This is a genomic window from Pseudomonas sp. NPDC098747 (assembly GCF_044760045.1).
Taxonomy (GTDB): Bacteria; Pseudomonadota; Gammaproteobacteria; order Pseudomonadales; family Pseudomonadaceae; genus Aquipseudomonas.
The window spans coordinates 2236-5894 of the sequence record NZ_JBIWAL010000110.1; the positions used below are offsets into that span (position 1 = coordinate 2236).

3 protein-coding genes and 1 pseudogene are annotated in these 3659 nt (G+C 59.4%); 1 reads left to right on the forward strand and 3 read right to left on the reverse strand.

All coding sequences use genetic code 11. The features are described 5' to 3' along the window. Both ACIQVE_RS28990 and ACIQVE_RS28995 read right to left on the reverse strand, forming a co-directional pair. Positions 1–426 (reverse strand): FAD-dependent oxidoreductase (locus ACIQVE_RS28990; protein WP_402815310.1); only part of this gene is annotated, 426 nt, incomplete at its 3' end. Positions 427–627: 201 nt separating this feature from the next. Next, positions 628–1674, reverse strand: a complete 1047-nt coding sequence (locus ACIQVE_RS28995) for an FAD:protein FMN transferase (protein ID WP_402815312.1) — start codon at positions 1672–1674, stop codon at positions 628–630. A 74-nt stretch (positions 1675–1748) separates the two neighbouring features. Between ACIQVE_RS28995 and ACIQVE_RS29000 the strand changes: the two genes are divergently transcribed. Further along, on the forward strand, positions 1749–3047 hold the full coding sequence (locus ACIQVE_RS29000) for an MFS transporter (protein WP_402815314.1): 1299 nt from the start codon (positions 1749–1751) through the stop codon (positions 3045–3047). Positions 3048–3236: 189 nt separating this feature from the next. Here the strand turns inward: ACIQVE_RS29000 and ACIQVE_RS29005 are convergent. Continuing rightward, positions 3237–3659, reverse strand: a pseudogene (locus tag ACIQVE_RS29005) (glyceraldehyde-3-phosphate dehydrogenase); the annotation flags it as partial.

Here is a 3659-nt window from a genome sequence, read left to right on the forward strand (position 1 = left end):
GCTGATGTGCTTGGCCACCAGTTTTTCGACCACGCCGTTGGCGCAGACTACTTCGATGGTTTGCTCGTCAGCGAAGCTGCCGGTGCCGAAGAACACGTCGACGCGGTTACGGGCGTAGTAGCCGGTACGCGAGGCGACTTGTTTGGAAATGACTTTCTCGGCGCTTTTCAACACGTCCGGGAAGGAGAACCAGCGTGGCTCGCCGATGGCCCGGAACATAGGGTTGGTGTTGAACTGCATGATCTGCCGCACAGAGTGACGCAGTGCCTTTGACGGGATGGTGCCGAGGTGGGTGCAGTTGCCGCCAACCTGGCGACGGCTGTCGACCATCGCGACCTTGCGCCCTGCTTTGGCGGCGTTCATTGCCGCGCCTTCTCCCGCCGGGCCGGAACCCAGTACCACCACGTCGTAGTTGTAGACAGCCATGCGTACTCCTCAGAACAGGCCGCGGTGCCAGCAGCACCGGCGGCTAAATCACGCCGAACGGCGGCGCGAAGGAACAATTGGGGGTCAGTAAAGAACCCGGACACAGTCTATAGAAGCGTCAACGCCGCGCACATTAACCCTTGGTCGCGTCGTAGGCTACTTTTGCCTGCACTACAACGCCAGCTTTCGTACTGTCCTCAGTCAATTTTTTGCGCCAGCGAGCCGTTCGAAAGCCTTGCTGGTGCGTATGACAAAACCTGTATCGGCACGAATGACAAAGAATGCACCAATGTCATGTTTTTCGGCATAGGCCCACGCCCTTTCAGGCCCGAGAATCAGCAACAGCGTTGATAGTCCATCGGCCATCAACGCTGAAGGATGAATCACCGTGACCGATGCCAGGTCGTGTAGGACGGGCACGCCGCTGCGGGCATCGAAGGTGTGGGAATAACGCCGACCGTCCTGCAGGAAATAGTTGCGATAGTCACCCGAGGTGGACACGCCGTAGCCGTCGACGTTGATAATGCGCTCGGCGACCTGCTGATCATCGCGAGGCGCTTCCAACGCAATGCGCCAGGGTGAACCGTCGAGTTTTTTGCCCTTGGCCTTGAGTTCGCCAGTGGCCTCGGCGAGGTAGTTGTGGATGCCCATGGCGTCGAGCCTGGCGGCAATCGTGTCGACGGCATAACCGGCAGCAATACTGTTGAAGTCGACCTCGACGGCAGCGTCCTTACACAACCGGTCGCCATCGATGCGCAGATGCTGATGACCGACCCTTGGCAACACTTCAGCCAAAGCGGCAGCGCTCGGGACTTTTTCTTCGCGACCTTGCGGGCCGAAACCCCACAGATTCAGCAGCGGCTCCACAGTCAGGTCGTAGGAACCTTCGCTTTGCTCTGACAGCTGTTCGCCGACGCGGACCAACTCGAGGATAGACGCGGGCATGGTCTGACAGCTATTGGCGGGCAATGCGTTGAAGCGCTCGATATCCGAGTCACTGCGATAGGTAGACATTTGCCGCTCGATTTCAGCGAGGATGCCCTCCACTTCGCGGCGCACTTGCGCGGTATCAACCTGCCCTGCATGGCGCACGTACTTGATCGAATACGTACTGCCCATGGTCGGGCCGCCGAAGTTTTCCAGGCTGTCGCCGTTGCCGCAGCCGGACAAAATGGCGGCCAGCACCACAAGCCCACTCCACCGTCCAGTTAACAAATCTTCATCTCCCCGCCAAACCGCGGCCGCCATTATGGACTACAGAGCCTGCTCGCTCCGAAACGGATGCAACGCCTTCATACAAATTCAATAGTGAGTATCTGCAAATGTCCTCCACCACGGGCAACGGCAAAGCGATTTTTCGCGTTGTCAGCGGCAATTTCCTCGAAATGTTCGACTTCATGGTCTACGGCTTCTACGCCACGGCCATCGCCAAAACCTTCTTCCCGGCCGACAGCGCCTTCGCCTCCTTGATGCTGTCGCTGGCCACGTTCGGCGCCGGCTTCCTGATGCGTCCGTTGGGGGCGATCTTTCTGGGCGCCTATATCGACCGTCATGGCCGGCGCAAAGGCCTGATCATTACCTTGGCGATGATGGCCGCCGGCACCGTGCTGATTGCCTGCGTCCCAGGTTATGCGACGCTCGGCGTGGCCGCACCGTTGCTGGTGTTGTTCGGACGTCTGCTGCAAGGCTTCTCGGCCGGCGTGGAACTGGGCGGAGTGTCGGTGTATCTGGCGGAAATCTCCACACCGGGGCGCAAAGGTTTCTTCGTCAGTTGGCAGTCCGCCAGCCAACAGGCAGCCGTGGTATTCGCCGGCCTGCTCGGTGTCGGCCTCAATCACTGGCTAAGCCCGGAGGAGATGGGCGAATGGGGCTGGCGCGTGCCGTTTCTGATCGGCTGCATGATCGTACCGGTGATCTTTGTCATCCGTCGTTCGCTGGAAGAAACCCCGGAATTCCAGGCGCGCAAACATCGCCCTACGCTGGGCGAAATCGTCCGCTCGATCGGTCAGAACTTTGGCATCGTCATCGCCGGCATGGCGCTGGTGGTGATGACCACGGTGTCGTTCTACCTGATCACCGCCTACACCCCGACTTTCGGCAAATCCGAACTGCATCTGTCGGATCTGGACGCCTTGCTGGTGACGGTCTGCATCGGTCTGTCGAACTTCTTCTGGTTGCCGGTGATGGGCGCGGTGTCCGACAAGATCGGACGTAAACCCCTACTGCTGGCGGCGACGATTCTGGCGATTCTGACGGCTTATCCGGCGCTGTCGTGGCTGGTGGCGAATCCTAGCTTCAGCCATCTGCTGATCGTCGAGCTGTGGCTGTCGTTCCTGTACGGCTCTTATAACGGTGCGATGGTGGTGGCGCTCACGGAGATCATGCCGGTGGAGGTTCGTACGACAGGATTCTCGCTGGCCTACAGTCTGGCGACAGCGACGTTCGGTGGTTTTACACCGGCAGCATGCACTTATTTGATTCATGTGCTGGGTAACAAAGCTGCGCCGGGGCTCTGGCTCACGGGTGCGGCGGTGCTGGGGTTGATTGCGACGCTGGTGTTGTTTCGTGGCAATAAGCATGAACTGCGAACCGCGCAAGCGGCTGTGGTCGGCAGCGCCTGACCGGACGCTTTCGCGAGCAAGCTCGCTCCCACAGGGTTCGGTGGTGTCAACGCAATTGCGTGAGCACCACTGATACCTGTGGGAGCGAGCTTGCTCGCGAAGAGGCCGGCACTGATGACACAGACCCAACGGCCACACAAACAAAAACGCCCCGACCAAAGTCGGGGCGTTTTCATGTGCAGCTAAGGCTTAGCGCGGGAACGCTGGCGGGTTTACACCGGCCATGTCTTCCATCACGCGGATCACTTGGCAGCTGTAACCGAACTCGTTGTCATACCAGACGTACAGAACAACGCGGTTATCCTGGGTGATGGTCGCTTCAGCGTCGACCACACCGGCGTGGCGCGAGCCAACGAAGTCGGTCGAAACCACTTCCTGCGAATTGACGAAGTCGATTTGCTTATGCAGATCGGAGTGCAGCGCCATGTAGCGCAGGTACTCGTTCATCTCTTCACGGGTGGCGGCTTTCTCAAGGTTGAGGTTGAGAATGGCCATCGACACGTTTGGCGTTGGAACACGGATCGCGTTACCGGTCAGCTTGCCGGCCAGTTCAGGCAGGGCCTTGGCAGCAGCGGTGTCAGCACCGGTCTCTGTGATGACCATGTTCAGCGC

Coding starts and splice junctions, on each gene's coding strand:
- ACIQVE_RS29000 (WP_402815314.1), top strand. CDS start 1,749: ATGTCCTCCACCACGGGCAACGGCAAAGCGATTTTTCGCGTTGTCAGC.
- ACIQVE_RS28995 (WP_402815312.1), bottom strand. CDS start 1,674: ATGGCGGCCGCGGTTTGGCGGGGAGATGAAGATTTGTTAACTGGACGG.